At 73.7% G+C, this 22603-nt stretch carries 23 protein-coding genes; 16 read left to right on the top strand and 7 right to left on the bottom strand.

The genetic code is table 11. The annotated features are described in order from the left end of the window. Window positions 1-36: 36 nt before the first annotated feature. Window positions 37-1128: a PP2C family protein-serine/threonine phosphatase gene (locus tag ACI79S_RS18255; protein WP_456594861.1), complete on the top strand. Its 1092-nt coding sequence runs from the start codon at window positions 37-39 to the stop codon at window positions 1126-1128. A 4-nt stretch (window positions 1129-1132) separates the two neighbouring features. Here ACI79S_RS18255 and ACI79S_RS18250 read toward each other — a convergent pair whose 3' ends face one another. The 3 genes from ACI79S_RS18250 to rpsD all read right to left on the bottom strand — a co-directional run bounded on the left by ACI79S_RS18250 (window position 1133) and on the right by rpsD (window position 4335). Next, window positions 1133-1654: an RNA 2'-phosphotransferase gene (locus tag ACI79S_RS18250; protein WP_456594860.1), complete on the bottom strand. Its 522-nt coding sequence runs from the start codon at window positions 1652-1654 to the stop codon at window positions 1133-1135. A gap of 17 nt (window positions 1655-1671) precedes the next feature. Next, the gene (locus tag ACI79S_RS18245) at window positions 1672-3435 is read right to left on the bottom strand and encodes a SpoIIE family protein phosphatase (RefSeq protein WP_456594859.1); all 1764 of its coding nucleotides are present in this window, start codon (window positions 3433-3435) and stop codon (window positions 1672-1674) included. 297 nt (window positions 3436-3732) lie between these two features. Beyond that, on the bottom strand, window positions 3733-4335 hold the full coding sequence (gene rpsD / locus ACI79S_RS18240) for a 30S ribosomal protein S4 (RefSeq protein WP_456594858.1): 603 nt from the start codon (window positions 4333-4335) through the stop codon (window positions 3733-3735). Between the two features lie 63 nt (window positions 4336-4398). Between rpsD and ACI79S_RS18235 the strand changes: the two genes are divergently transcribed. The 3 genes from ACI79S_RS18235 to ACI79S_RS18225 all read left to right on the top strand — a co-directional run bounded on the left by ACI79S_RS18235 (window position 4399) and on the right by ACI79S_RS18225 (window position 6749). Then, on the top strand, window positions 4399-5154 hold the full coding sequence (locus ACI79S_RS18235; RefSeq protein WP_456594857.1) for a DUF2470 domain-containing protein: 756 nt from the start codon (window positions 4399-4401) through the stop codon (window positions 5152-5154). Between the two features lie 132 nt (window positions 5155-5286). Next, window positions 5287-5847 (top strand): RNA polymerase sigma factor, encoded by a 561-nt coding sequence (locus ACI79S_RS18230; RefSeq protein ID WP_456594856.1) that lies wholly within the window; start codon window positions 5287-5289, stop codon window positions 5845-5847. 26 nt (window positions 5848-5873) lie between these two features. After that, window positions 5874-6749 (top strand): hypothetical protein, encoded by an 876-nt coding sequence (locus ACI79S_RS18225; RefSeq protein ID WP_456594855.1) that lies wholly within the window; start codon window positions 5874-5876, stop codon window positions 6747-6749. A 79-nt stretch (window positions 6750-6828) separates the two neighbouring features. Here ACI79S_RS18225 and ACI79S_RS18220 read toward each other — a convergent pair whose 3' ends face one another. Both ACI79S_RS18220 and ACI79S_RS18215 read right to left on the bottom strand, forming a co-directional pair. Beyond that, a complete protein-coding gene (locus ACI79S_RS18220) occupies window positions 6829-8250 on the bottom strand; it encodes a DUF1116 domain-containing protein (protein WP_456594854.1) in 1422 nt (473 codons plus the stop codon). Further along, window positions 8247-9752, bottom strand: coding sequence for an FdrA family protein (locus ACI79S_RS18215; protein ID WP_456594853.1), 1506 nt, complete (start codon window positions 9750-9752; stop codon window positions 8247-8249). Before ACI79S_RS18215 ends, ACI79S_RS18220 begins: the two co-directional genes overlap by 4 nt. A gap of 181 nt (window positions 9753-9933) precedes the next feature. Here ACI79S_RS18215 and ACI79S_RS18210 point away from each other — a divergent pair, with 181 nt between their 5' ends. The 8 genes from ACI79S_RS18210 (at window position 9934) to ACI79S_RS18175 (ending at window position 18968) form a co-directional block, all read left to right on the top strand. Beyond that, window positions 9934-11439: a uracil-xanthine permease family protein gene (locus ACI79S_RS18210; RefSeq protein ID WP_456594852.1), complete on the top strand. Its 1506-nt coding sequence runs from the start codon at window positions 9934-9936 to the stop codon at window positions 11437-11439. Window positions 11440-11717: 278 nt separating this feature from the next. Continuing rightward, a complete protein-coding gene (locus tag ACI79S_RS18205; protein WP_456594851.1) occupies window positions 11718-12590 on the top strand; it encodes an FAD binding domain-containing protein in 873 nt (290 codons plus the stop codon). Further along, complete coding sequence (locus ACI79S_RS18200) at window positions 12587-13108, top strand: (2Fe-2S)-binding protein (protein WP_456594850.1); 522 nt, start codon at window positions 12587-12589, stop codon at window positions 13106-13108. The genes ACI79S_RS18205 and ACI79S_RS18200 overlap by 4 nt, the downstream gene beginning before the upstream one ends. Before the next feature lie 109 nt (window positions 13109-13217). Next, complete coding sequence (cutA, locus tag ACI79S_RS18195) at window positions 13218-15641, top strand: aerobic carbon-monoxide dehydrogenase large subunit (RefSeq protein WP_456594849.1); 2424 nt, start codon at window positions 13218-13220, stop codon at window positions 15639-15641. Next, window positions 15638-16327 carry an SRPBCC family protein gene (locus tag ACI79S_RS18190; protein ID WP_456594848.1) on the top strand — a complete coding sequence of 230 codons (690 nt, stop codon included), beginning with the start codon at window positions 15638-15640 and terminating at the stop codon, window positions 16325-16327. Before cutA ends, ACI79S_RS18190 begins: the two co-directional genes overlap by 4 nt. 269 nt (window positions 16328-16596) lie before the next feature. Next, window positions 16597-17229: an NYN domain-containing protein gene (locus ACI79S_RS18185; protein ID WP_456594847.1), complete on the top strand. Its 633-nt coding sequence runs from the start codon at window positions 16597-16599 to the stop codon at window positions 17227-17229. A gap of 134 nt (window positions 17230-17363) precedes the next feature. After that, complete coding sequence (locus tag ACI79S_RS18180) at window positions 17364-17996, top strand: MMPL family transporter (protein ID WP_456594846.1); 633 nt, start codon at window positions 17364-17366, stop codon at window positions 17994-17996. A 141-nt stretch (window positions 17997-18137) separates the two neighbouring features. Further along, window positions 18138-18968, top strand: a complete 831-nt coding sequence (locus tag ACI79S_RS18175) for an SDR family oxidoreductase (RefSeq protein ID WP_456594845.1) — start codon at window positions 18138-18140, stop codon at window positions 18966-18968. A gap of 6 nt (window positions 18969-18974) precedes the next feature. Here the strand turns inward: ACI79S_RS18175 and ACI79S_RS18170 are convergent, their stop codons facing one another. Then, window positions 18975-19445: a GNAT family N-acetyltransferase gene (locus ACI79S_RS18170; RefSeq protein WP_456594844.1), complete on the bottom strand. Its 471-nt coding sequence runs from the start codon at window positions 19443-19445 to the stop codon at window positions 18975-18977. A 218-nt stretch (window positions 19446-19663) separates the two neighbouring features. On the opposite strand from ACI79S_RS18170, the gene ACI79S_RS18165 reads away from it, so the two are divergent. Both ACI79S_RS18165 and ACI79S_RS18160 read left to right on the top strand, forming a co-directional pair. After that, a complete protein-coding gene (locus ACI79S_RS18165) occupies window positions 19664-20110 on the top strand; it encodes a MarR family winged helix-turn-helix transcriptional regulator (protein WP_456594843.1) in 447 nt (148 codons plus the stop codon). After that, on the top strand, window positions 20107-20781 hold the full coding sequence (locus ACI79S_RS18160; protein ID WP_456594842.1) for a hypothetical protein: 675 nt from the start codon (window positions 20107-20109) through the stop codon (window positions 20779-20781). Before ACI79S_RS18165 ends, ACI79S_RS18160 begins: the two co-directional genes overlap by 4 nt. A 19-nt stretch (window positions 20782-20800) precedes the next feature. Here ACI79S_RS18160 and ACI79S_RS18155 read toward each other — a convergent pair whose 3' ends face one another. Further along, window positions 20801-21547: a thioesterase family protein gene (locus ACI79S_RS18155; RefSeq protein ID WP_456594841.1), complete on the bottom strand. Its 747-nt coding sequence runs from the start codon at window positions 21545-21547 to the stop codon at window positions 20801-20803. Between the two features lie 92 nt (window positions 21548-21639). Here ACI79S_RS18155 and ACI79S_RS18150 point away from each other — a divergent pair, with 92 nt between their 5' ends. Together ACI79S_RS18150 and ACI79S_RS18145 are read left to right on the top strand one after the other, a co-directional pair. Continuing rightward, window positions 21640-22110: a winged helix-turn-helix transcriptional regulator gene (locus ACI79S_RS18150; protein ID WP_456594840.1), complete on the top strand. Its 471-nt coding sequence runs from the start codon at window positions 21640-21642 to the stop codon at window positions 22108-22110. A gap of 10 nt (window positions 22111-22120) precedes the next feature. Then, window positions 22121-22576: a hypothetical protein gene (locus ACI79S_RS18145; RefSeq protein WP_456594839.1), complete on the top strand. Its 456-nt coding sequence runs from the start codon at window positions 22121-22123 to the stop codon at window positions 22574-22576. Window positions 22577-22603: the final 27 nt, after the last annotated feature.

The following is a 22603-nucleotide window of genomic DNA, read 5'->3' as shown; positions in this document are numbered from 1 at the left end:
ACGCGCCGCGCTGCTGGCGGGCACGAGGGGGATGCGGTGAAGCGGTTCGGGCGCGTGAACACCGCGCTGCCGGCCATCGTGCTGCTGCTCGTCGTGGTCGCCGAGGTGATCACCGGCCGCGGCCAGGTGGTGCTGGGGCTCACCGTCATCGCCCCACTCGCGTCGGCGACCTTCCTGAGCCGGCAGGCCACCGTCGCGTACGCGGCGTCCGCGTTCGTCGTCACCACGCTCCTCGGCCTCTACAGCCAGCAGTACACCGCCGACACCGCGGTGGCGCAGACCGTCCGGCTGGTCGCCGTCGCCCTCGGCGGCATCCTCGCCGTGGTGACCTGCGAGCTGAGGCTCCGGCGGGAGGCCCACGTGGCCCGGCTCGGCGCCGAGGCCGCCGCGACACGGGCCGCCGTCCGCACCGGCGAGACGCTGCAGCGGGCGCTGCTGGGTGGCGTCCCGCAGGTCCCGGGGCTCGAGACGGCCGCCCGCTACCTCCCCGGCGCGCGGGAGGCGCAGGTCGGCGGTGACTGGTACGACGCCTTTCCGCTGACCGACGGCCGCACCATGCTGGTCATCGGCGACGTCGCCGGCCACGACGCCCCCGCGGCAGCCACCATGGCGCAGACCCGCGGGATGCTCCGCGCGCTCGCCCGGGTGGGGCACGGCTCCCCCGCCGCCGCGCTGACCGTGCTGGACGACGTCCTCGAGGGCCTGGGGCTGGACACGTTGGTGACCGTGGCCGTGGCGTCCGTCGACCCGCGGGGCGTGGCCGGGGACGCGGTGCCGCTGCAGTGGTCGAACGCGGGGCACCCGCCCCCGGTGGTCGTGCGGGCCAACGGCTGCGTGGAGGTGCTGGAACGGGAACCCGACCGGCTGCTCGGAGCCGGCCCGGCCGACGGGCCACCGCGCACCGACCACGAGCTGGTGCTCCGGCGGGGTGACACGCTGCTGCTCTACACCGACGGGCTGGTCGAGCGGCGCGGCATGACCCTCGACGACGGCACCGCCTGGCTGGTGCGAGCGCTGGAGGAGCGCGGCCGGGAGCCGCTGGACCGCATGTGCGACGGCCTGCTGAGCGCGCTGGGCACCCGTGGCGACGACGACATCGCCCTGCTGGCGCTCCGGGTGCCGTCCTGACCGGTCAGCCGCCGAGCACGGTCAGGTAGCGGGGCGGTACCGCGGCGACCAGCCAGACCCCGTTGGCCGAGCGGGTGAACCGGGCGCCCTCGCGGGCCATCGCGGCGGCGTCGACGCGCAGCACGACGGGGGCGCCGCGGCGGCTGCCCACGGCGCGGGCGGTGACGACGTCGGCGCTCAGGTGGACCGCGTGCCGCCGTCCCGGGCGCAGCCCCTCGGCGAGGACGGCCGCCAGGAACCGCTCCACGGTGCCGTGGAAGAGCTCGTCCGGCGGCGTCTCGTCCGCGTAGCCCAGGTCGACGGCGACGCTGTGCCCCTGGCTGGCGCGGATGCGGTCACCCCGGAGCTCGTACCGGCGCTTGTCGTCGCCGGCCACGACGCGCTCGAGCTGCTCGCGGGTGAGGTGCAGCGCCGCCAGCAGCTCGTCGACGTCGGCCCAGCCGGCGGGGTCCAGGGTGATCCCCACCGAGTCGGGGCGGTGCCGCAGGACGAAGGAGAGCCGCTTGCTCACCCGGACGACGTCCACCCCCGGCTCCGCGGGCCTCAGCTGCAGCGGAAGAGCACGAAGGCGACGTCGTCGTCCGGCGCGTCGCCGAGCAGCCGCTCGGTGAGCCGCGCCTTCAGTTCGGCGGGGCCGAGGTGCCGGCCGTCGACCAGCGCATCGACGGCCCGGCCGATCCCCTCGTCCAGCGCCTCGCGCCGTCGCTCGACCAGGCCGTCGGTGTAGAGCAGCAGCGTCGAGCCGGCCGGCAGCGCCATCTGGACCTCCAGGCGGACGCCCCCGCCGGCGACCGCGAGCGGCAACCCTCGCCCGGCCTCCAGCAGCTGGACGGCACCGCCGTCCTCGACGAGGATCGCCGGCAGGTGCCCGGCGCTGCTGTAGCAGAGGGTGCCCGCGAGCGGGTCGACGACGGCGCAGAACACCGTGCTCACAGCCGCACCAGGGACCAGCGCGGCGAACCGGTCGAGGGCCGTCAGCGCGTCGGCGGGCGACCGGCTCTCCAGCAGCAGCGCCCGGCCGGCGCTGCGCAGCTGACCCATCACCGCCGCGGCCGGCAGGCCGCGGCCGACGACGTCGCCCACCATCACGCCGTAGCCGGCGCCGGGGAGGTCCACCACGTCGTACCGGTCCCCACCGACCTCGAGCGTGCCGGTGGCTGGTTCGTAGTGGACGGCGAACCCCTCGGGCAGCGCGGTCGGACCGAGGACCGCGCGCTGCAGGGTGACGGCGACGTCGGTGAAGAACTGGGCGCGGGCGCGTTCGGACCGTGCCCGCTCCTCGGCCCGGCGGCGCTCGGCCGCGACCGCCTGCGCATCGGCGACCGCCGCGGCGACCTGCCCGGCGGCCAGCGCCAGGAAGATGCGGTAGTCCCCGTCCAGGGGGAGGTGCGGGCTGACGCCCAGCACCAGGGCGCCGATCGGCCGCTCGGCGCCGGCGGCGGTGAGCGGCAGCGCGACGGCGGTGTCGACGTCGGCGTGCCCGGCCGGGCTCGCGCCGGCGCTGGACAGCCCCGGCAGGACTCCCGCCAGCCCGGTCACCGTCTGCGCCTCGCCGGTCGCCATCGCGCGGAGCACCTGCTCCGGGATGGCGCTCGTGGCCAGGTCCCCGTGCACGCCCAGGCCCTGCCCGGCGACGAAGCGCGGCTTCCCGTCGTCGTCCACCAGGTAGACCCGCCCGAACGGGCAGTCCGTGCGGGCGTCGGCGAGCACCCCGAGCGCGCTGGACACCGCCTCGGTCGTGTCGCCGTGCGAGGCGCGCGGCAGGCTGCCCAGCCGCTGCAGAATGCCGAGGCGGCGCGCCGCCAGCACCCGGCTGGTGGTCTCGACGACCGTGTCGAGCAGGCCGACGACGGCGCCGCCCGGCTCGGCCACCGGGCTGAACGAGAAGGAGAAGTAGGTCTCCTCCTCGAACCCGTGGCGGGTCATGACCAGGGGCAGGTCCTCCGAGTACGTGGCCCGCCCCGCCATCACCTCGGCGACCATCGGGTCCAGGGCGGGCCAGATGTCGGCCCAGACCTCCCGCGCCGACCGGCCCAGGGCCGCGGGGTGCCGGGCGCCGAGCATGGGGGCGTAGTCGTCGTTGTAGACCATGACGAGCTCCGGTCCCCACATCAGCAGGAACGGGAAGCGGGAGTTCAGCGCGGTGCTGACCGTGGTCCGCAGCGTCGGTGACCAGTCCGCCTGAGGGCCGAGGGCGGTCGTTCCCCAGTCGCGCTCGAGGACCAACCGCTGCAGCTCGGTACGGGGGCCACCGGGGATCTGCTCCGCCAGGTGCCTGTTCAGCGCCGCCTCCCGATGGCCCGGCACGCGCCGGACCACCGTGGCGGCGGCCGTTCGTTCGTGCTGCAGGCATCCTCGCACCCGTGCCCGCACCGGATGCATTGGGCACGATCTTTCCCCACGACAGGGTCCGCGGGCGCCGTTCTTCGCCCTCGCCGACGACCTGCTCGCGGCAGCCCGGGAGCCAGCCGGTGAACCAGCTGTCCGGCGGCACGTCGGGGTGGCACCGCCCCGGCGCCACCCCGACAAGGCTGACCGCCGGGCGGGATCTGCGCACTGGCCCCTCAGGCGGCCGATGGGCGGTGCGCAGCTCCCGCCCGGCGGTCAGCGGGAGTAGTACTCCACGACCAGCTGCTCCTCGCAGACGACCGGCACCTCGTCGCGGGTGGGGATCCGGTCGTAGCGGGCCACCAGGTCGGCCAGCCGCACCTCCAGGTACTTCGGCGCCTCGGCGTGCGCCCCGGACGCGGCGACGACGAACGGCTCCTTCGTGCGCGACTTCTCGGCGATCTGCACGAAGTCGCCGGGCTTGAGCCGGTAGGAGGGGCGGTCGACCCGCTTGCCGTTGACCAGCACGTGCTGGTGGGTGACGAACTGGCGGGCCTGGTAGATGGTGCGGGCGAACCCGGCGCGCAGCACGGTGGCGTCCAACCGCGACTCGAGGTCCTGGATCAGCGCCTCGCCGGTCTTCCCGCCGGTGCGCTTGGCGCGGTCGAAGGCGGCGCGCAGCTGCGTCTCGCTGATGTCGTACTGCGCGCGCAGCCGCTGCTTCTCCTTGAGCCGGGTGGAGTAGTCGCTGTCCTTGCGACGCTTCCGCCCGTGCTCGCCCGGCGGGTACGGGCGGCGCTCGAAGTACTGGACGCACTTCGGGGTGAGCGGGATGCCCAGCGCGCGGCTGAGCCGGACCTTGGGACGGGGCGTGTTCACTCGGGACCTCCGGTTTGGTTAGGCTCACCTTACTACTCGCCCACGAGCTCTCCGAGGTGGTCCATGACGGCCGGTCCGACCCACTCGTCCGCGGCCGTCGACCGGCAGCCGCCGGCGGCCGAGCGCGCCCGCACCGTCGCCGCGCGCCCGGCGGCCTCCCTGCACGTCGCCGGGGTCGGCGCCTGCCAGGTGACCGCGGCGACCACCACCGACGTCGGCGACGTCCTGCTCGTCGTGCCGGCCGACGGCGGTGTGATGACGGCGCTGCGCTCCTCCCCGCTGGGCGACGTCCCCGCCCGGTTGACCGTCGCCGACCGCGCCCCCCTCCCGCTGCGCCACCCGGTCCGGGGCCTCGTGCAGTTGACGGGCTGGCTGACGCCCGTGGCGGGGCAGGAGGTCCCCGAGCTGGTGCTGGCCTTCGCCGACTCCTCGCCCGTCGACGCGCTCTTCGACGTGGGTCTCGGCGCATCGCTGGTGCGGCTGGACCTGGCCGAGGTCGAGCTCGAGGAGTCCGGGACGCGCGCCGAGGTGGATCCCGACGACTTCCGCGCCGCCCGGCCCGACGTGGTCAGCGGCGCGGAGACCGAGCTCATGGCGCAGCAGGCCCCCGCGCTGGGCCGGCTGACGAGGCGGGTGCAGCACTGGGCCGGGCGGCACGACGACGTCCGGCTGCTGGGGCTGGACCGGTTCGGCGTCCGGTTCCGGGTGCAGGGCCGGAACGGCTGCTACGACCTGCGGGTGCCGTTCGCCGAGGGGCTGGACGCCGTCGACGGGTTCGCCGCCGCCGTGGACCACCTGCTCACCTGCGGCCCGGCCTGACGTCGTCCCCTCGCGGACGTCGTCTCCCCTCGCCGCGGACAGGCCTCCGGAGGCCGGGGTCCTCCGGAGGCTCACGTTCCCGCACCGACTTGCCGATGACGTGGCTGACCCCACGCCGGCAGGAGGTGCGCGATGGCGATCGGGACGACGTTCCCCGAGGTCCTCGCGGCCGCCCGCACGGGGGCCGCCTGGGCCTTCGAGGTGCTGTACCGCGACCTCGCGCCGTCGGTGACCGGGTATCTGCGGCTGCACGGTGCGCTGGAGCCGGACGACCTCGCCAGCGAGACGTTCATCGGCCTCTTCACCGGCCTGTCCTCGTTCGACGGGGACGAGGGCGCCCTGCGGGCGTGGGTCTTCACCATCGCCCACCGGCGGCTGGTCGACGACTGGCGCAGGCGCAGCCGCCGTCCCCAGCTCTCCGGCACTGAGGACGACGACCTGCTCGGCGCGACCCCGGGCGGGAACGTCGAGGACGACGCGCTCGCGGCCCTGGGGTCCGGCGCCGTGCACGAGCTCTGCGCCACGCTCCCCGACGACCAGCGCGCGGTCATCCTCATGCGGATCGTGGGCGACCTCTCGCTGGATCAGGTGGCCGCGGCGATGGACCGCTCGGTCGGCGCGGTGAAGGCGCTGCAGCGTCGCGGTCTCCTCACTCTCCGGAGTGAGCTCGAGCGCACCGGCGTACCCCGGTGAACCGCGCCGGCGATGTGGGGGATGAGATGACCACCAGCCAGCTCGACGAGGCCTTCGAGGCCTACTTGGCCGGACGCCCCGTCCCGGTCCAGGCGGCACCGCTCGTGGGGTTCGCCGACTCGGTCCGGGAGATGTCCTCCCGGCCGGGCCGACCCTCCGCGGGGCTCGCCGAGCTGCTGGCCACCGGTCTTCTCACCGATCCCGCCGCCCCGTCGGCGGACTCGGTCCACACCGCCCGGAGAGCGGCCACCACCGCTCGCGGGCGCTCCAGAAGGAGACCCCGCATGTTCACGATCCTCGCTGCCGCCATCGCCAAGTTCGGCGCCGCCGGAGCCGTCGCCCAGGCCGCCGCCGGGCTCGGTGTCGCCGTCGCCGGTGTCACGTCCGCCGGGGCGATCGGCGTCCTGCCGGGCGCGCTGCAGGACGGCGTCGCCGCCACCATCGAGGCCGTCACCCCGTTCGACGTGCCGGACTCGGCCGACGCCGAGGGCACCACCCCGGACCCGGCCTCCGAGGAGGGCACGACCGAGGAGCAGCCGGAGCCCGGCACCGGCCCGGCCGACATCCCCACCGTCCCCGACTTCGGCACCTCGGTCAGCGAGGACGCGAAGGACGGCGGGGTGGACGGCGCCCAGGTCAGCGAGGACGCCCGTACCGCTCACCAGCCCGAGCAGACCGGCGCGCCCGCGGACCGGGCGACCACGGAGCGTCCGGCCACCGCTGTCCGGCCGACGCAGGCCCCGGCGCCCGCTGTCCGGCCGACGCCGGCCCCGGCCCCTGCGCCGGCCCCGGCCCCTGCGCCGGCCCCGGCTCCGGCTCCGGTCGAGCGCCCCGCTGCGGGGAACGACGCCGGCACGGTGACCCCGGGCGGCCCGGCGCAGGCCGGCACCGGTCGCCCCTGACCCGACGCTCCCCGAGTGCGACGAACTCGTGGCCATCAGCTGCTGATGGCCACGAGTTCGTCGCATTCGTGAGTCGGTGTCAGGCGGTGCGGGCCTCCTCGGCCAGCGCCGCGAGCGCCTGCTCGAAGCACTCCTGCGGCGGCTGCACCAGGCCCGCGCCCACCTGGCCGGTGCCGGCGATCCGCCCGGCCATGCCGGTGTTGATCTGCGGCAGCCAGCCGGTGCGCGCCACCTTGAGCACGTCGATGCCGGTCGGCGAACCGCGGAAGCCCATGATCGGGATCTGCATCGCCGGGTTCTCGGCCAGGGTCAGCTGGTACATGCGCTCCGTCGTCGCCAGCGCGTCGGGCACCGTGCCACCCACGAACCGGACGATCGCCGGCGCCGCCGCCATCGCGAACCCGCCGATGCCGTAGGTCTCCATGATCGCGGAGTCGCCGATGTCGGGGTTGGCGTCGTCCGGCCCGTAGTCGCCGAGGAACAGCCCGACCGGGGTGTTCGCCGGCCCGGTGAACCAGCGGTCGCCGGTGCCGGCGGTCTGGATGCCGAACTCGGTGCCGTTGCGCGACATCACGGTCAGCATCGTCGAGCCGGGGATGCCGCGGGCGGCGTCGAGCGCGAGCTTCGCCGTCGGCATGCCGAGGTTGAGGAAGAAGTGCTCGTTGCCGCCGATGAACTTCAGGACGGCGGCGATGTCCGACGACGGCACGCCCTCGACGGCCACGATCGACGGCGAGAGCTCGCGCAGCGCCATGAGCGACCCGGCACGGTTGCGGTTGTGCCCCTCGTCCCCCATCTGCAGCATCTGGGCGAGCACGGCCTTGACGTCGAGCGGGTCGTTGCCGGCGTCGATCGAGCCGCGCACCGCCTTCGACAGCACCGGGCCGAGGACGTCGCGCATCCAGCGCAGCCGGGTCAGCACCTCCTCGTTGAAGGCGCCCATGCGCAGCACCTTGCCCAGGCCCTCGTTGAGGTTGCAGTAGGCCGTGCCACCGGTGACCGGGTCCTCCAGGCACCACATCCACATCGACGGGCTGGTCACGCCCGCCATCGGGCCCACGGTGCGGTGGTGGTGGCACGGGTCGAGGGTGACCGCGCCGGTGGAGAGCAGGATCTCCGCCTCCTCGACGTCGGCCGCCCACCCCTCGAAGAGGCAGGCGCCGATCAGCGCACCGCGCATCGGCCCCGAGGCGTTCTCCCACGCCAGCGGCGGGCCGGAGTGCAGCAGCGTGCGGTCGGTCAGGCCGATGACCTCGCGGGCGGGGCGGACGTCGACCAGCACGGAGCCGGCGGCCATCAGTCGCTCCACGGCGGTGCGGTTGGCCGCGGCCCGGCGGGCGTCGAGAGCGAGGGCGGCGAGGTCGGCCGGGTCGCCGAAGCCCGGCGGGCGCCAGTCGACGTCGTGCACGTCGGCGCCCTGGGCGCGCAGCGCATCGGAGAAGACGTCGACGCCGGCGGCGACGATCGCCGGCGGGCCGGAGAGCAGGTTCCCGAGGGTCATGCCGAGGCTCCCAGCAGGTCGAGGGCGTACCGCGTGGCCGCGGCGTTGGACGAGAAGACGGCGGCGCCGGCGGCGGCGAGGGCGTCGGCCTGCCGGGACCAGCCCTGCGGATCCCCCTCGGTGCCGATCAGCGCGACGACGACCGGGAGCTGCTTCTGCGCCCGCGCCGCCTCCAGCGCGGGGACGAGCGCGCCCGCCGGGTCGGGGTCGGCGCCGTGCCCGAGGACGACGTCGAGCAGCAGGACGGCGGGCTCGTCGCTCGCGGCCACCCCGGCGATCGCCTCGAGCCGCAGCGTCGGGTCGATCATCGGGTGCGCGCGCCCGACGGTGAGGGCGTCGTCGCCGAAGTCGACGACCAGGTGGCCCGAGGCGGACAGGTCCGTCCCGACATCGAGCCCGGGCTCCAGCGGCGTGTTCGAGCGGATGCCGCCGAGCACCGGCGAGGCGATCAGCATCGCCTCGTCGGCGAGCGTGCCGCCGGAGAAGAGGCCCTTGAGCACCGCGCCGGGGACGGCCGCCTCGGCCGGGCCGGGGCGGGAGGGCCACACCGGCACGTCGAGCCCCATGTCGGTCAGCAGCGCCTCGACGGCGGCGGTGAGGTCGGGCGTCTCGGCGGACAGCGCTGCGCTGCGGACCGGGACGGAGAGCCCGTCGGCGAAGGACGTCACCGCGGCGGCCACGGACGGCGCGGGGGGCTTGGACACCAGCAGCACCCGCTCGGTGGCGGGGTCGGCGTCCAGGGCGGCCAGCGCGTCGAGGGTGGCCAGGCCGCCCACCGCCTCCGAGAGGTCCCGCCCGCCGACGCCGAGCACGTGCGAGACGCCGACGCCGGCCATGTCGAGCAGGCAGGAGACCTGCTGGGCGCCGGTGCCGCTCGCCGCGACCAGACCGACCGGCCCGGGGCGGACGACGTTGGCGAAGCCGAGGGCGACGCCGGAGACGATCGCCGTCCCGCAGTCGGGACCCATGACCAGCACCCCGGCGTCGTGGGCGGCGCGCTTGAGCGCGACCTCGTGCTCGACCGGGACGCCGTCGGAGAACACCAGCACGCTGCGCCCGGCAGCGATGGCGTCGGCGGCCTCGGCGACCGCGTAGGCGCCGGGCACGCTGACGATCGCCAGCACCGGCGCCTCGGGGGAGAGCTCGTCGAGGCCGGCACCGACGGTGCGGTGCGGGATCGCGGCGGCGCTGCCGGTGGAGCGCTCGCGCTCGGCCAGGGCGGCGTCGACGTCGGCGAGCGCAGCGGCCAGCGTCTCGTCGTCGGCGGCGCGGATGGCGATCAGCAGCTGCTCGGGGCTCGGGGCGCCCTCGGGCGCCAGCCCCATGTTCGCCGCGAGCTCGAGGTTCAACGGGGTGGCCATGGCGACGAGGACGGCGCCGACGCCCTCGCGGGCACTGATCCGGCGGCTCACCTGCATCAGCTTCACCGAGTCGGCGTACACGCCGGATCGCAGCTGCACCGAGACCGCGGCGTCTCCACCGGGAGGGGCTGAGGAGCTCATGCCCGGACCGTACCGAGAGATCTCTCAACGGTGAAGTATCGGCATCTCGATGCAACAACGATTTAGCACTGAGGTACTTCCGCCAGGCGTGTGCCCAGTGACACAGTGGCGCCTCGCGATCGGGCCGACAGCCGTCGACCGACGCCGGACCGAGTCGGACAGGCACGTCGAGGAGGCACTCATGTCGTTCGGGTGGAAGCTCTACGGGGACGGTAAGACGCCCCCACTCGGAGAGGCCGTCGCCCCCGACGAACGCCTCTCCTGGCCGCGCACCGTCGGGATCGGCGCGCAGCACGTCGTCGCCATGTTCGGGGCGACCTTCGTCTTCCCGATCATCATGGGCCTGGACCCCAATCTCGCCATCATGATGAGCGGCGTCGCCACGATCATCTTCCTGCTGATCGTGAAGAACCGGGTACCGAGCTACCTGGGCACCAGCGCCGCGTTCGTCGGTGGCGTCGCCGCGATCCGGGCCAACGGTGGTGACTCCAGCGACGTCGTCGGCGCGCTGCTCGTGGCCGGCGTCGTGCTCGCCCTGGTCGGTGTGCTGATCCACTTCGCGGGCCTGGGCCTGATCAACAAGGTGCTGCCGCCGGCCGTCACCGGCGCGGTGGTCATGCTGATCGGCTTCAACCTCGCGCCGGTCGCCGCCGGCGTGTACTGGCCGCAGGACCAGTGGGTCGCGCTGGCCACCATGACCTTCGTCATCGTCGCCTCCCTGGCGCTGCGCGGCTTCCTGGCCCGCATCTCGATCCTGCTCGGCCTGGTCTTCGGCTACCTGCTCTCGGTGCTGCTCGACGCCACCGCCGGCCAGATCACCTCCGTCGACGGCACGGGCGCGGTCAGCACCCGGGACCGGATCAACTTCGACTCGGTGGCCGAGGCCGACTGGTTCGGTCTTCCCGACTTCACCGGCCCGTCGTTCTCGCTGAACTTCAGCCTGCTGGTCATCCCCGCGGTGATCGCACTGGTCGCCGAGAACGCCGGGCACGTGAAGGCCGTCGCCGAGATGACCAAGCGCGACCTCGACCCGTACATGGGCCGCGCCGTCGCGGCCGACGGCATCGCGACCGTCGTCGCCACCTCCGTCGGCGGCTCCCCCACCACCACCTACGCCGAGAACATCGGCGTCATGGCCGCCACCCGCGTCTACTCGACGGCGGCCTACTACGTGGCCGCGCTGGTGGCGATCCTGCTGGGCCTGATCCCCAAGTTCGGCGCGCTGATCAACATCGTCCCGGGTGGCGTGCTCGGCGGGATCACCGTCGTCCTCTACGGGATGATCGGCCTGCTCGGCGCCAAGATCTGGAAGGAGAACCGGGTCGACTTCGCCAACCCGATCAACCTGGTGCCGCTGGCCGCCGGGATCATCATCGGCATCGGCAACGTGACCCTCACCTTCACCGACGACTTCGTGCTCAACGGCATCGCGCTCGGCTCGATCGTCGCCGTCGTCGCCTGGCACGTCGCCCGCGCCCTGGCCCCGGCGGACATGAAGGCCGCGCTCCTGCGCGAGGGCACGCACCCCGCCGCCGGCAGCACGTTCGGCCACGGCGCCGGCGCGGAGGGCCCGGCCGGCGGCTACGCCGACGAGCGGGGCGGCACGGACCCGTCGTCGGTCGACGAGGTCGGCCGCCCCGGCGTCCTCGGCGGGCACACCCCCGGCAGGGACACGCGCGACCGGTAGCACCCGCCCCTCCGCCGCCCCCGGCCCCCGGACGACACAGCCCGTCGTCCGAGGGGCCGGGGGCGGCGTGCGTTCCGGCGCCGGGGCGCCGACGGGAACGGGTCGACGACCCGCTCGCCGTCGACGACGGGCGTTACCGGCCCCTGCCCAGCGGGAACGGGACGGAGCCGGAACGGGAAGCAACTCCGCAACAAAGTTTTAGCGCTGAGGTACTTTCGCCCGCTCCGTGCCGGTGACAGAGTGACGTCTTCCAGCACGCACGGAGGTGACCGCAGCCGGTGAAGCCCGCCCCCTTCCGCTACGCGGATCCGAGCACGCTCGACGAAGCCCTCGCGCTCCTGTCCGAGGACGGCGCCAAGGTGCTGGCCGGCGGCCAGTCGCTGCTGCCCCTGCTGTCCATGCGGCTGGCGGCACCGGCCACGCTGGTCGACATCAACCGGATCCCCGGCCTGGACACCGTCGGGGTGACCGGCGAGGGCGTGACGGTGGGTGCCCTCGTGCGGCACGACGCGCTGCTCCGGCACGAGGGCGCGGCCGCCACCCAGCCCCTGCTCGGCCGCGCCACCGCGAACGTCGCCCACCCGGCGATCCGCAACCGGGGCACCACGGTGGGCTCCATCGCGCACGCCGACCCCTCGGGCGAGATGACGTCGGTGCTGGCGCTGACCGACGGCTCGGTCACGGTGGCGACGACGTCGGGCACCGAGGTCGTCGGCTGGCGGGACTTCTTCGTCGGCCCGCTGGAGACCTCCATCCCCGGCGGCGCCGTCGTCACCTCCGCCACGTTCCCGGCCCTGCCGGCGCGCGCGGGCACCGCGTTCGCCGAGGTCGCCCGGCGCAAGGGCGACTACGCGGTCTGCGGCGCGGGCGTCGTCGTCACGCTGGACGCCGACCGCCGGGTGGAGTCGGCGCGCGCCGCCTACGTCTCGGTGGGGCTCACCCCCGAGGTGCACGACCTGACCGAGGCCGTCGCCGGCTCGCCGGTGGAGCAGGCCGACTGGGCCGCCGCCGGGGCGCTCGCGCGCACCCTGGTCGACCCGGACACCGACATCCACGCCAGCGCCGACTACCGGCGGCTGCTGGTGGGGGTGCTGACCGAGCGAACTCTGGCCGAGGCTGCCGCCGAGGCTGCTGGGAGGACCGCCGCATGACCGCCTCCGTCGACACCGAGCGGACCATCACCGTCACCGTGAACGGTGTTCCACGTGAAGCCACGGTGCCGGTGCGCCGGCTGCTGTCGGACGCGCTGCGCCACGACCTCGGGCTGACCGGCACGCACGTCGGCTGCGAGCACGGCGTCTGCGGGGCCTGCACCGTGATCGTGGACGGCGCCCCGGTGCGCTCGTGCCTGATGCTCGCCGTCCAGGTGGACGGCGCGGAGGTGCGCACGGTCGAGGGGCTGGCGCGCGAGGACCACCAGGGCGGGCAGGTGCTGCACCCGGTGCAGGAGGCGTTCCGGGAGTGCCACGCGCTGCAGTGCGGGTTCTGCACGCCGGGCTTCCTCATGACGATCGCGGCCGGGCTCGAAGAGCGCGACAACTCGGCGGAGCTGACCGAGGACGAGGTCGACGACATGGTCGGCGGCAACCTCTGCCGGTGCACCGGCTACGCCAACATCAAGAAGGCCGTGCACCACGCGGCCGCCGCGATGAAGGACGGCGCCCCGTGACGCCGTCCGGCTACGGCCGCGTCGGCCGACGTCCAGCCGCGCCACGGCCCGGCTGCACGTTCCCTGCCGCGGCTGTCACCCCGTCCTGCGCGGCCGAGGAGGGCACCCGATGACCACGAAGCTGTTCGGCGAGCCGGTCCGCCGGCGCGAGGACCAGCGGCTGATCACCGGCAAGGGCCGCTACCTGGACGACATCGGGGCCCGGGCCCTGGCCGCCGCCTTCGTGCGTTCGCCGCACGCGCACGCCCGCATCGTCTCCATCGACGTGGACGAGGCGCTCGACGTCGAGGGCCTGGTCGCGATCTACACCTACGAGGACCTCACCGGCCCGATGGCCGAGCCGCTGCCGGTGCTCATCCCGCACCCGCAGCTGACCTCCCCGCGCACCGGCTTCCCGCTCGCCAACGGCGAGGTCAACCACGTCGGCGAGCCGGTGGTCATGGTCATCGCCACCGACCGGTACATCGCCGAGGACGCCGCCGAGAAGATCGTCGTCAGCTACGAGGAGCAGCCCGTCGTCGTCGGGGTGGACGCCGCCCGCGCCGCGCAGCACGCCGTGCACGAGGAGATCCCCGACAACGTCGCGGCCCGGCACCACCAGGAGACCGGCGACGTCGAGCCGGTGCTGGCCGCCAGCCCGCGCACGCTGAGCTTCACCCAGTACATCGAGCGCAGCGCCTGCATGCCGATGGAGGGCAAGGGCGTGCACGCGAAGTGGGACGCCGACGACTCCTCGCTGCGGGTCTACACGAGCACCCAGGCCTCGACGTCGGTGCGCGCGGCGATCGCGGCGAAGCTGGACCTCTCGCTGGACAAGGTCGAGGTGATCGCGCCCGACGTCGGCGGCGGCTTCGGCGTGAAGATCGTGCACCCGTGGCCGGAGGAGCTGCTGGTGCCGATGGCCGCGATCGCGCTCGGCCGCGAGGTGAAGTGGACCGAGGACCGCCGCGAGCACTTCATCGGCTCCGCGCACGAGCGGCAGCAGCGCCAGGAGATCACCGTCGGCTACGACGACGAGGGCCGGATCACCGCTCTCGACGTGCACATCTGGCACGACAACGGCGCCTACACGCCCTACGGGATCATCGTGCCGATCGTGACGGCGACCCAGCTGGTCGGCCCGTACGCGATCCCGGTGTACCGGGTGATCGTCGAGTCGGTGTTCACCAACACCGTCATCGTGACGCCGTACCGGGGCGCCGGGCGGCCGCAGGGCTGCTACGCGATGGAGCGGACCATGGACCGCATCGCCGACGAGCTCGGGCTCGACCGCGCCGTCGTCCGCGAGCGGAACCTGATCCAGCCCGACCAGTTCCCCTACGACCACCACCTGACGTTCCAGGACGGCCGGCCGGTCATCTACGACTCGGGCAACTACCCGGGGCTGATGGAGAAGCTGAAGACGCTCGTCGGCTGGGACGCCGCCGAGGAGCTGCGCCGCGACGCCGAGGCGCGCGGGAAGCTGCTCGGCGTCGGCATGGCCATGTACGTGGAGGGCACCGGGCCCGGCCCGTACGAAGGCGGGCACGTGCAGGTGCTCGGCAGCGGCAAGGTGCTCGTCTCGACCGGGCTGACCTCGCAGGGGCAGGGCCACGAGACGGCGTTCGCGCAGATCGTCGCCTCGGAGCTCGGGGTGCCGATCGAGGACGTCGAGGTGACCACCGGCGACACCCGGCGTTTCGGGTACGCCGTCGGCACGTTCGCCTCGCGGGCCGCGGTGATGAGCGGCAACGCGATCGCGCTGGCCGCCCGCGGCGTGCGGGAGAAGGCGCTGCGGATCGCCGCCGACGTGCTGGAGGCCTCGCCGGAGGACCTGGAGATCGACGAGGGCCTGGTGCAGGTGAAGGGCGTGCCGGGGACGTCGATCCCGCTGCGCACCGTCGCCGTCCTGTCCAACCCGCTGCGGTACGCCTTCGACGAGGCCGCGAAGCAGGCGACGCAGTTCGCCGGCCCGGGCGACGACTCGAAGCCGCCGGTGGCCCCGGGCGACGCGCCCGGGCTGGAGCACCGCGACTACTACTCGCCGATCCGGTCGACGTTCGCGTCGGGCGCGCACGCCGCGATCGTGGAGATCGACCCGGCGACGTGGGAGATCGACGTCGTGAAGTACGCGGTGGTGCACGACTGCGGCAACGTGGTGAACCCGATGATCGTCGAGGGCCAGGTGCACGGCGGCGTCGCCCAGGGTGTGGGTGGGGCGCTGTACGAGCGGATGGCCTACGACGGTGACGGGCAGCTGCAGAACGCCTCGTTCATGGACTTCCTGATGCCGTACTCCTCGGAGATCCCGGACGTGGTGATCGACCACCAGCAGACGCCGTCGCCGCTGAACCCGCTCGGCATCAAGGGCGCCGGCGAGGCCGGCGTCATCCCGGGGACGGCGGCGCTGGCCTCGGCGATCGAGGACGCGGTGGGCCGGCGGATCGCCGCCATGCCGATCTCGCCCACCGAGCTGTACGACCTGGTGCGTTCCCCCGATTCGGAGAAGACCGCTGCGGCCGGGCGCCGCGCGGGGACTGGAGTGATGGCGTGAACCTCGACGGCTCTGCGGTTCTTTCGGGCGACCCGGAGAAGGTGTGGGCGGTGATCACCGATCCGGCCGTGCTGGCGCGCACCATCCCGGGCTGCGAGACGCTGCAGCAGGTCGGGGACGACGAGTACAAGATGAACGTCTCCGTCGGCGTCGGGGCGATCAAGGGCACGTACGCCGGCGAGGTGCGGCTGTCGGACCAGCAGCGGCCGTCGTCCTACGTGATGCACGCGTCGGGCGCGGGTGCGCCGGGGAACGCGCGGGCGACGGTGACGATCAACCTGTCGCCGGCCGAGGACGGGAAGACGAACCTGACCTACTCGGCGGATGCCGTGATCGGCGGCCCGGTCGCGGGCGTGGGCCAGCGGATGATCACCGGCGTGGCCAAGCGGATGGCCGGCCAGTTCTTCAAGGCGATCGACGACGAGCTGACCGGCGTCGCGGTGCCCGTCGCCGCTGCTCCGTCGGCCGCCGCGGTGAGCCCGACGACGGCGGTGACGGATGCGGATGTCGCCGGCAAGCACGCCGCCCCGGCGGCCGAGGCCGCGCCGACGGTGTTCGCGGGCAAGGCCGGCGTTCCCGCGGGAGCGTCCGGCGACGCGCAGACCCTGGCGCTCGGCGCGGTCGGGGGCGCCGTGCTGACGCTGATCGGCGTCCTCGTCGGCTACCGCATGGGTCGCCGGCGCTGACGCCGACCGCTACGCGCTGAGGGCCCTCGCCGGGATGCGGTGAGGGCCCTCAGCGCATCTCCGTCCGGCGCTTCGTCGCCTTCCGGTAACCGGCGAGCAGGTGGGCGCCCAGCTCGGTGAGTTCCTCGCGCAGCGTCTGCACCAAGTGGCCTGGTCAAAAAGAAACGGCCCGCCGAAGCGGGCCGTCTGACTGGCCGAGGCCAGCGGGGTATGTGCACAACATACACACTGCTGATGGCGATGTCTAGCCTTTGCCTAGAGTGAGCTAGGTGACTACAGCCGGGCAGCGCGTCTCCGCTTACGTCGATGGATTCAACCTCTATCGCGGCATGTATGACGCACGCAAGCGCCGGGGGCTCTGGCTCGACCTTGAGAGCCTCCTCGGTGCTCTTCTTCGGCCAGGACAGCAGTTGGTGGCCGTGAACTACTTCACTGCGATGGTGGTCGGGCCCGGAGGGGTGCGCCAGCAGGACTACCTCGATGCCCTAGGCGTGCACTGCCCTTCTACGACGGTCCACATGGGGCGCTTCCAGCAGAAGCGTCACGAGTGCAGGTCGTGTGGGAGCCAGTGGACGAGCTACGAGGAGAAGGAGTCTGACGTCAGCCTCGGGGTTCAACTTGTGGAGGATGCCGCTTCGGGGCTCATGGACGAGGCCTGGATCGTGTCCGGGGACAGCGATATGGCACCCGCCATCAGGTCAGCACGACGTATTGCCGTGAAGCAGGGCCGATCCCTACGAGTGGTAGCAGTCTTCCCACCCAAGCGCGGTAGCGTCACGCTCAGTCAGCTTGTGGACCACACACTGCGAATCTTCGACAAGGTCCCGGAGCGTCATCAGCTTCCCGACCCTGTGCTGCGAGCCACCGGCGCCCCAATACATCGGCCCGCGCACTGGAGCTAGTCGGAGGCCCTCGTCGGCGACATCCGCGACCTGCGCCCCGACCTGGTCGAGAGCACCGGCTCGGAGCTGGCGGTCACCGGCAACACCGCCCTGGGCATCGACATCTCCGAGAAGCTCGCCGACGCGTTGCGCCGGTGTTCCCCGCCGTCGTCGTCGGGCTGGCGTTCCTGCTGCTGATGCTCGCCTTCCGGTCGGTCCTGGTGCCGATCAAGGCGACGCTGGGCTTCCTGCTCAGCCTCGCCGCCACCTTCGGCGCGCTGGTCGCGGTGTTCCAGTGGGGCTGGGCGGCCGACCTGCTGGGCGTCGAGCAGACCGGCCCGGTGCTGAGCTTCCTGCCGATCCTGCTCATCGGCCTGCTGTTCGGCCTCGCCATGGACTACGAGGTCTTCCTCGTCAGCCGGATGCGCGAGGAGCACGTGCACGGCACCGAGCCGCGCGAAGCCGTGATCGGCGGCTTCCGCCACGGCGCCCGCGTGGTGACGGCGGCCGCGCTGATCATGGGCTCGGTTTTCGGCGGCTTCATCCTGGGCCACGACGCCACCATCAAGAGCATCGGCTTCGCGCTGGCTTTCGGTGTGCTGGTCGACGCCTTCGTCGTCCGGATGGCGCTCGTGCCCGCCGTGATGACACTGCTGGGCAAGGCGGCCTGGTGGCTGCCGCGCTGGCTGGACCGGGCCCTGCCCGACGTCGACATCGAGGGCGCGGCGCTCGAGCGACGGGAGCCCGCGACCCGTTCCGACGACGAGCTGGTCACCGCCCGACGCTGAGCACCGCACATCGAGGGCCGCCTCCCCGACCGGGAGGCGGCCCTCGATGCGTTCCCGCGGGAACACCCGGGGCGAGGGTTCGGAACAGGACGGGGAACACCGGCGCTGAGGTCGGCGGACGCCCGACGAAGGAGACCCCGCATGCCCAAGACCTGGTTCATCACCGGCGCATCCCGCGGTTTCGGCCGCGAGTGGTCGATCGCCGCCCTGGAACGCGGCGACTCCGTGGCCGCCACCGCCCGCGCCACGGCCGGCCTCGCCGACCTGGTGCAGCAGTTCGGCGACCGGGTGCTGCCGATCCGCCTGGACGTGGACGACCGCGATGCCGTCTTCGCCGCCGTCCAGCGGGCCCACGAGCACTTCGGCGGTCTCGACGTCGTCGTCAACAACGCGGGCTACGGCCAGTTCGGCATGGTCGAGGAGATCAGCGAGGCCGAGGCCCGCGCCCAGTTCGACACCAACGTCTTCGGCGCCCTGTTCGTCACCCAGGCCGCGCTGCCCTACCTGCGCGCCCAGGGCTCGGGCCACATCCTGCAGGTCAGCAGCATCGGCGGGGTCAGCGCGTTCCCGAACATCGGCATCTACAACGCCTCCAAGTGGGCGCTCGAAGGCTTCAGCCAGTCGCTGGCCGCGGAGGTCGCCGACTTCGGCGTCAAGGTGACGATCATCGAGCCCGGCGCCTACGCCACCGACTGGGGCGGCGCCTCGGCCAAGCACGCCGCGCCGAACCCGGCGTACGACGCCTTCCGCGAGAAGGCCGCCGAGCAGCGCCAGGCCCGCGCCGGAAACCCGGGCGACCCGCTCGCCACCCGCGAGGCGGTGCTGCAGCTGGTCGACGCGAAGAACCCCCCGCTGCGGGTCTTCTTCGGCGACGGCCCGCTGGCGATCGCCACCCGCGACTACGAGTCCCGGCTCGCCGAGTGGCGTGGCTGGGAGCCGCTCTCCGTCGCCGCCCACGGCACCAAGGCCTGACGCCTGTCAGCGGCGGCGCTCCATGATGTGGCCGGTCGCGGTGAACGCCTCGTTCCCGACCAAGGCGCCGGTCCTCGTCTCCACCAGCGTGAAGCCCTCCCGCTCGTACAGCCGCCGCGCCGGGTTCCCGTCCAGCACGGTCACCTCGACGCGCTCGATCCCGAGGCCGTCGGCGTGCGCCAGGAGGTGCCGGACCAGCGCCCGGCCGATCCCGCGATTCTGGACGTCGGGGTGCACGTACAGCCACGTCAGCTCCGCGTCGGCGAAGGCGGCGAACCCCACGACGGCGTCGTCCACGACGGCCACCCAGACCTGGTCGTCGAACAAGCCCTCGTCCTTCGCGGTGGCGGCCAGGTCCTGGAACGCCTCCACGCCCACGGTTGCAGCCAGCTCCTGCCACCGCGCCGCGTCGTGCGCCGCCGCGATCGCCTCCCAGTCCTCGGTGCGGTAGTTCCGGATCGTCGTCTCGGCAGCCATGCCAGGGACCCTGGTGACGATCCGGGCACCCCGTCCAGCGAATTGGCCGCCGTCCATCGCCGGTCACGGACGCACGTCGGCCCCTCCCGCGCCGGGAGGGCCTTGCTCCGCCGGTCAGCTCGCCGGGCGGCGCCGGGTCCCCGCATCCAGGCGGCGTCCTCGCCCACGAGGGCGGCCCTACCCTGTGCAGCGAGGTAATGGTGTACTAGCTTCACGGTGTGTCCCCGGAGTTGCAGGTCTTCGACCGCCTGCTCGAGATCGCGCTGCTCGTGCAGGACGACATGGCGCGCGAGCTGGGGCCGGCCGGGCTCACCCCGGCCCGCACCCACCTCCTCTGGGAGGTGCACAGCCGCGGCCCGTCCAGCCAGCGCGCGCTGGCGACGGCGCTCGGCGTCACCCCGCGGAACATCACCGGCCTGGTCGATGCGCTGGAGGAACGCGGGTACGTCCGCCGCGAGCCGCACCCCACCGACCGGCGGATCACCCTGGTGACCCTCACCGAGCTGGGCAGCCGGACGACGGCGCAGATGGACGCCGATCACCGCCGGATCGCCGCGCACCTGGTCGCCGGCTTCGACGCCGACCGGCTGGAGCGGTTCCGCTCCGACCTGGACACCATCGCCACCCGGCTGCACGAGCTGATGGACCCGGGAGCCCGGTCGTGACCGCCCCCGAGCGGCGCACGGGCCGACAGCGCGTCCGGTACGTGGGGATGCGGGCGGTCCAGCTGGAGGTCGGGGTCTGGCAGAGCCTCTCCCGGTTCGTGCTGCGCCGCCCCCGGGTGCCGGCGGGAGCGACCGCCTTCTCCTACCACCGGGTGGTGCTGCCGGTCATCATCACGTTCATCGTGGTGTCCGCGATCGAGCTGGTCGCCGTCGACGTCCTCACCCAGCGCTGGCCGCTGATCCGCTTCCCCCTGCTGGCGCTCGGCATCTGGGGCCTGGTCTGGATGTTCGGCTACCTCGCGGGGCTGGTCACCCGGCCGCACGCCGTGGGCCCGGAGGGCATCACCGTCCGGTTCTCGACGGACGTCGACGTCCAGGTGCCGTGGGAGGCGATCGACTCCGTGACCCAGCGGTCGCAGACGCGGCCGGAGAAGGCGCCACGGTTCGCCCGGGACGAGGACGGCGCGGCCACCCTCCAGCTGTGGATGCACGACCAGACGAACGTCGCCATCGCGCTCGACCGGCCCGTCGTCGTCCGCCTGCCGGAGCTCACCGCCCAGGTGCGCACCATCCGGCTGTTCGCCGACGACCCGGTGGCGTTCCTGGCCGAGGTACGCCGTCTGCGCCCCTCCGTCGCCGGGCCTCCGGGACGGGCTCCGCGGACGGCCTGAGAAGCCCCGGCCGGGCGGCTCACGGGCCGAGGAGCCGCCGGGTCTGCCGACCGCGGGCGACCAGCGAGCCGTCCTCGGCCCGCAGTTCCACCTCGTCCACCGCGGCGTCGTCGTCGCACCAGACCGTCCGCTGGTCGACCCGCACCCACGCCCCCGCTCCCGGCACCGGGCCCGTGAGGTGCGCGGTCAGCTCCACGGTGGGCATCGCCGCCGGCACGGTGCGGACGGCGAACAGCGACGGCGGCAGCGCGTCGAGCAGCACGCCCAGCTGCACCAGCGGCTCCAGCTCCGCACCACGGATGCGCACCCAGGCGTGCAACCGGGGTTCCGCGCCGCCGGCCAGCGGTCGCGACGTGTCGAGCGCCCGGATCTCGGTGTGCTCGGCGACCGGCACGTACTCCCGCGGCAGCTCGAACGGGACGCCGTCGGCGACCCGCGGGAGCTCCTCCCGCGGCCAGTGCTCGACGCCCGGGGACGCCGGCCGCGCGAGGGTGAGCACCTGCGCCACCGCCCGCAGGACGCCGTCCTGCACCAGCTCGCTGCGCACGCTGCCGGTGCGGCCGAGCCGGTCGGCCGTCGCCGCCACCACGACCTCGACGCCGGGAGCCACCCCGCCGAGCAGGTGTGCGGTCACCGCGCGGGGCGGCGCCCCGGCGAGCTCGGCGGCGGCGGCGAGGAGGTGGCCGACGACCAGGCCGCCCTGCGTGTGGGTGAACGACCGCCAGCTGGGGTCGAAGGCGAGCCGGTGGCCGGTGGCAAGGGTCATGGCGTGGTCCTCTCGACGGGACGTTGGTTCGACTTCCGAACCGACTAGGTCGGGACGCTACCCCACTCGGTTCGACATGCGAACCTGGTGGCATGACGACGCGACTGGACGAGCTCCCCGGCCGGCGCTGCTCCATCGCGGGCGCGCTCGACGTCGTCGGCGACCGGTGGGCCCTGCTCGTCGTCCGCGAGGTCTCGCTGGGCGCGCACCGGTTCAGCGAGATCCTGCGCGGTACCGGTGCACCGAGGGAGCGGCTGGCCGCCCGGCTGGCCGCCCTGGTGGGCGCCGGGGTGCTGGAGCGGCGGGAGTACAGCCGGAACCCGCCGCGCTCGGACTACCACCTGACGCGGGCAGGCCGCGACCTGCTGCCGGTGCTGCAGGCGCTCATGCAGTGGGGCGACCGCTACGTCGCCGACGTCCCACCGGCCGAGCTGCAGCACCACGGGCACCGCATCACGGCCTCGTGGGTGTGCGACGTCTGCGGCGAGCCGGTGGGTGCCGGGACCGAGCGCCGCGTCCCCGACGGCTCCGAGGCAGGGCAGGGGCCGCTGCCGGCCCCGTAGCCTCCGCCCCGTGGACCAGACGACGACGCACCGGCGGCCGCACCGGCTCCGCGAGGTGGCCGCCACCCGCCGCGGCTACGTCATCGCCTGGTGGGGGTTCACCGCCACCTTCGTGCTGCTGCGCCTGCTCACCTGGCTCATCCACATCGACGTCGACATCGCCGGCCTCGGCGACGTCGACGTGGGCGGGGTCCACCTGCACCACTACGTCTGGGGCATCCTGCTGCTGGCGCTGATCGGCTTCCTGGGCCTGGGCGACCGCAGCCCGAAGGTGCGCAGCGCCATGGGGCTGGGCTACGGCATCGGGCTGGCCCTCGTCGTCGACGAGGCGGCGCTGCTCATCCAGCTCGAGGACGTCTACTGGGACACCTTCGGCTGGGTCAGCGTCGGGCTCGCCGTCACCCTCATCGGCATCGCCGGCAGCGTGCTGGCGCTCACCCGGGCCCCACGGCAGCCCGGCACCTGAGCACGGGCCGGGGCTCACCGGGGCGAA

Source organism: Blastococcus sp. SYSU DS1024, from assembly GCF_054050795.1.
Note: the sequence above shows the minus strand (reverse complement) of the source record. Positions and strands in the feature narration are given on the sequence as shown.

Excerpts from the sequence above, each read along its gene's own strand:
- ACI79S_RS18215 (WP_456594853.1), bottom strand. The coding sequence starts at position 9,752 with ATGAGCTCCTCAGCCCCTCCCGGTGGAGACGCCGCGGTCTCGGTGCAG.
- ACI79S_RS18230 (WP_456594856.1), top strand. The coding sequence starts at position 5,287 with ATGGCGATCGGGACGACGTTCCCCGAGGTCCTCGCGGCCGCCCGCACG.
- ACI79S_RS18210 (WP_456594852.1), top strand. The coding sequence starts at position 9,934 with ATGTCGTTCGGGTGGAAGCTCTACGGGGACGGTAAGACGCCCCCACTC.
- ACI79S_RS18155 (WP_456594841.1), bottom strand. The coding sequence starts at position 21,547 with ATGACCCTTGCCACCGGCCACCGGCTCGCCTTCGACCCCAGCTGGCGG.
- ACI79S_RS18235 (WP_456594857.1), top strand. The coding sequence starts at position 4,399 with ATGACGGCCGGTCCGACCCACTCGTCCGCGGCCGTCGACCGGCAGCCG.
- ACI79S_RS18225 (WP_456594855.1), top strand. The coding sequence starts at position 5,874 with ATGACCACCAGCCAGCTCGACGAGGCCTTCGAGGCCTACTTGGCCGGA.
- ACI79S_RS18175 (WP_456594845.1), top strand. The coding sequence starts at position 18,138 with ATGCCCAAGACCTGGTTCATCACCGGCGCATCCCGCGGTTTCGGCCGC.
- ACI79S_RS18170 (WP_456594844.1), bottom strand. The coding sequence starts at position 19,445 with ATGGCTGCCGAGACGACGATCCGGAACTACCGCACCGAGGACTGGGAG.
- cutA (WP_456594849.1), top strand. The coding sequence starts at position 13,218 with ATGACCACGAAGCTGTTCGGCGAGCCGGTCCGCCGGCGCGAGGACCAG.
- ACI79S_RS18200 (WP_456594850.1), top strand. The coding sequence starts at position 12,587 with ATGACCGCCTCCGTCGACACCGAGCGGACCATCACCGTCACCGTGAAC.
- ACI79S_RS18220 (WP_456594854.1), bottom strand. The coding sequence starts at position 8,250 with ATGACCCTCGGGAACCTGCTCTCCGGCCCGCCGGCGATCGTCGCCGCC.
- ACI79S_RS18150 (WP_456594840.1), top strand. The coding sequence starts at position 21,640 with ATGACGACGCGACTGGACGAGCTCCCCGGCCGGCGCTGCTCCATCGCG.